Here is a 3,233-nt window from a genome sequence, read left to right on the forward strand (position 1 = left end):
CCCTAGGATCCATTCCGTAACGCTACCGCGCTGCTAACATGGCAGAATTCTGCACCGTTGCACTCTACATCACAGGTCACGGAATGGATCCTCGGGTCAAGCCCGAGGATGGCGACGCGCTAAAGGCTTCGCACAATCGCGAACGTTTGCGTGGGTTTCCCGACTGACGATGGGATCGAGAGGCCTACGCTCCAAAAACCTTCTCGCCACCGATCCAGACATTCTTGACATCCAGATCCTCCGACAGCCCAACAATGTCGGCAGCTGTCCCGTTGGCGAACCGCCCGAGCCGGTGCGGCTGGCCGATTGCCTCGGCGGGATAGAGCGAGGCCATGCGCAAGGCCTCGTCGAGATCGAGCCCGATGACGCGATGGACGAAGCGGATGGCGGAGATCATGTCCAGGTCGGCGCCGGCCAGCGTGCCGTCGGCGAGCCTGAGGCTCCCGTCCTTGCGGTAGATGGTGCGGCCGTTCAGCGTGAACGACGTCATGTCGGTGCCGATCGTCGCCATGGCGTCGGTGACCAGCACGATCTTGCCTGGCCCCTGCTTGCCGCGCAGCGCGAGGATCATCGTCGCCGGATTGACATGGATGCCGTCGGCGATGATGCCGGCATACAGACCACCGCTATCGATCGCAGCGCCCGCCAGGCCCGGCTCGCGGTTGCCGATCTGGCTCATGGCGTTGAAGAGATGCGTCACCACCGTGGCGCCGGCGGCGGCGTAGGCGCTGGCCGTCGCGTAATTTGTATCGCTATGGCCGAGGCTCACGATAACGCCGGCCTTGGCCAGCGCGGTGACACGGACCGGTTCGACCGATTCCGGCGCGATCGTGGTGAGCAGCACCGGCAGGTCCTGGCGCGCGGCGATGAGCGCGGCCTGGTCGGCGTCGGTCATCGGCCGGATCAGCGCCGGATCATGCGCGCCCTTGCGGGCCAGGGAAAGATGCGGCCCTTCCAGATGCAGGCCGAGGAAGCCCGGCACCTTTTCCCGGGCCGCCTCGCCGCCCGCAGCGATGGCGGCGGCGGTAATCGCCGGCGTGTCGGTGATCAGCGTCACCAGCAGCGCCGTGGTGCCGAAAGGCGCATGCGCCCGGCAGATCGTCTCTATCGAGGCGACGTCGGGATGGTCGTTGAGCATGACGCCGCCGCCGCCATTGACCTGGATGTCGACGAAACCGGGCACCAGCAGGCCGCCGCCGGTCTCGACCACCGGAACGCCGGACGGAATGGCGCCGGCGGGCAGGATGGCCTCGACCAGGTCGCCCTTGACGACAAGGGCGGCGTTGTCATGCCAGTCGGCGCCGTCGAAGATGCGGGCGCCGGTGAGCGCGAAACGGTTGCTCATACGGTTTCCGTCACCTTGCGCAGATTGCGCGGCGTATCCGGGTCGAGGCCGCGATGACGCGCGAAGGCCTCGACGAAGCCATAGAAGGACACGATCAGCGGCAGCGGATCGGTAAGCGGATGGCCGGTAGCGACATGGGGAAGAAGCCTCGCGGCCTTGGCCTTGTCGGAGGTGATGAAGGCGGCGGCGCCCTTGGCCGTCAGACCATCAGCCGCCTCGGCGACCGAGGGTTCCGACGCGTCTCGCGCGGCAAGCGCCAGCACCGGGAACCCCGGTCCGACCAGTGCCAGCGGCCCATGCATGACTTCCGCCGCGCTGTAGGCCTCGGCATGCATGGCGCAGGTTTCCTTGAATTTCAGCGCCGCCTCGCTGGCGATGGCGAAGGAGGGGCCACGGCCGAGGATGAAGAGCGACTGCGGATCCTCCAAGGCGCCGGCGAGCGCCATCCAGTCGCAGGCGATCGCCTTCTCGAAATGGGCCGGCAGGCCGGCGAGCGCCTTGAGCAGTGCCTGGTCGTCGGTGGCGTGCGCCATCAGCGCGAGGCCGGCGACGGCCGAATTGACGAAGGTCTTGGTGGCCGCGACGGAGCGCTCCGGCCCGGCGAGGATATCGATGGCGTAATCGGAAGCCCGCGCGAGCGGCGAGTCGGCCGTGTTGGTGATGGCGACGGTGAGCGCGCCGCCGGCCCGCGCCGTTTCGGCCATGGCGACGATGTCCGGGCTCTTGCCCGACTGCGAGACCGCCAGGCAGGCGGAACCACGGAGTCTCAACTTGGCGCCGTAGATCGAAGCGATCGACGGCCCGACGGAAGCGACCGCAAGGCCGGCCGTCAGCTCGACGGCATATTTCATGAAGGTCGCGGCATGGTCGGACGAGCCGCGCGCCACGGTGACGACGAATTGCGGGTCACGCTCGCGCAGGCCGCGACCGGCCTCGGCCAAAGCCGAAGCCGAGCCGTCGAGAAGGCGGGCGGCGGCTTCAGGGATCTCGTCGATCTCGCGCCGCATATGGGTGGTGGTGGCGCTCATGGCCGGATCTCCTCTCCCGGCCCGGTCAGCCGGAGTTCCGCGACGAAATCATAGGCGTCGCCCCTGTAGACTGAGCGGGTGAACTCGATCACCTTGCCGCTCGCCAGATACGAAATGCGCTCGATCTGCAGTCCGGCAACCCTCGGCGGCACTTCCAGGAGGCGCGCATCGGCATCGCCGAGATTGGTGGCCGAGATGCGCTGCACGGCGCGCACCGGACGATTGCCAGTCATGCCAAGCGCGGCGTAGAGCGAGGAGCCGATCGCTTCGGGATCGGGCAGAACGCTGGCCGAGAGCGCCGCGCGCTCGATCGCCAGCGGCGTGTCGTCGGCGATGCGCAGGCGCGCGACGCGGGCCACCAGCTCGGTCGAGGAAAGGCCGAGCACCATCATCTCGTCGGGCGACGGCGCATAGAGGCCGCGGTCGAGCCAGACCGAACGCACCGTCATGCCGCGGCGCGCCATGTCCTCGGTGAAGGAAGTGAGCCGGGACAGCGACTGCTCGACGCGCTCCATGCGCGGCGCGACGAAGGTGCCCGAGCCGTGGCGCTGGATGAGGATGCCGCCCTTGACGAGGTCCTGCACCGCCTTGCGCACGGTGACGCGCGAGATATCGGCCTTGCTGGCGATGTCGCGCTCCGACGGCAGCGCGTCGCCGGGACCGATCAGGCCGCGATTGACCGCTTCCTCGATGCTTTTCCGCAGTTGCAGATAAAGCGGCGCGCCGCTCTGCGAGGATTGTTTCAGCATGGCGAATATCTGGTCGGCGGCGCTCATCGGGCGGCCTCCGAACCATTGGCGAAGACGCGCGCGGCCATCTGAACGGCGCCGCCCAGCGCATCGTCGAGCGGGGCTTTGAGC

The 3,233-nt window shown here is 67.9% G+C and carries 3 protein-coding genes; all 3 read right to left on the reverse strand.

The window, feature by feature from the left end; genetic code table 11:
• Positions 1–184: 184 nt before the first annotated feature.
• From nagA to EOA27_RS28945, 3 genes are read right to left on the reverse strand one after another with little or no spacing between them, the layout of a single operon-like run.
• Positions 185–1,345, reverse strand: coding sequence for an N-acetylglucosamine-6-phosphate deacetylase (gene nagA, locus EOA27_RS28935; RefSeq protein WP_126079952.1), 1,161 nt, complete (start codon positions 1,343–1,345; stop codon positions 185–187).
• Complete coding sequence (locus EOA27_RS28940; RefSeq protein WP_042637388.1) at positions 1,342–2,373, reverse strand: SIS domain-containing protein; 1,032 nt, start codon at positions 2,371–2,373, stop codon at positions 1,342–1,344. The genes nagA and EOA27_RS28940 overlap by 4 nt, the downstream gene beginning before the upstream one ends.
• Positions 2,370–3,149 (reverse strand): GntR family transcriptional regulator, encoded by a 780-nt coding sequence (locus EOA27_RS28945; RefSeq protein ID WP_126079953.1) that lies wholly within the window; start codon positions 3,147–3,149, stop codon positions 2,370–2,372. Before EOA27_RS28945 ends, EOA27_RS28940 begins: the two co-directional genes overlap by 4 nt.
• Positions 3,150–3,233 lie beyond the last annotated feature (84 nt).

Source organism: Mesorhizobium sp. M2A.F.Ca.ET.037.01.1.1 (assembly GCF_003998075.1).
In the GTDB taxonomy this organism is placed as follows: Bacteria; Pseudomonadota; Alphaproteobacteria; order Rhizobiales; family Rhizobiaceae; genus Mesorhizobium.

Excerpts from the sequence above, each read along its gene's own strand:
- EOA27_RS28940 (WP_042637388.1), bottom strand. The coding sequence starts at position 2,373 with ATGAGCGCCACCACCACCCATATGCGGCGCGAGATCGACGAGATCCCT.
- nagA (WP_126079952.1), bottom strand. The coding sequence starts at position 1,345 with ATGAGCAACCGTTTCGCGCTCACCGGCGCCCGCATCTTCGACGGCGCC.
- EOA27_RS28945 (WP_126079953.1), bottom strand. The coding sequence starts at position 3,149 with ATGAGCGCCGCCGACCAGATATTCGCCATGCTGAAACAATCCTCGCAG.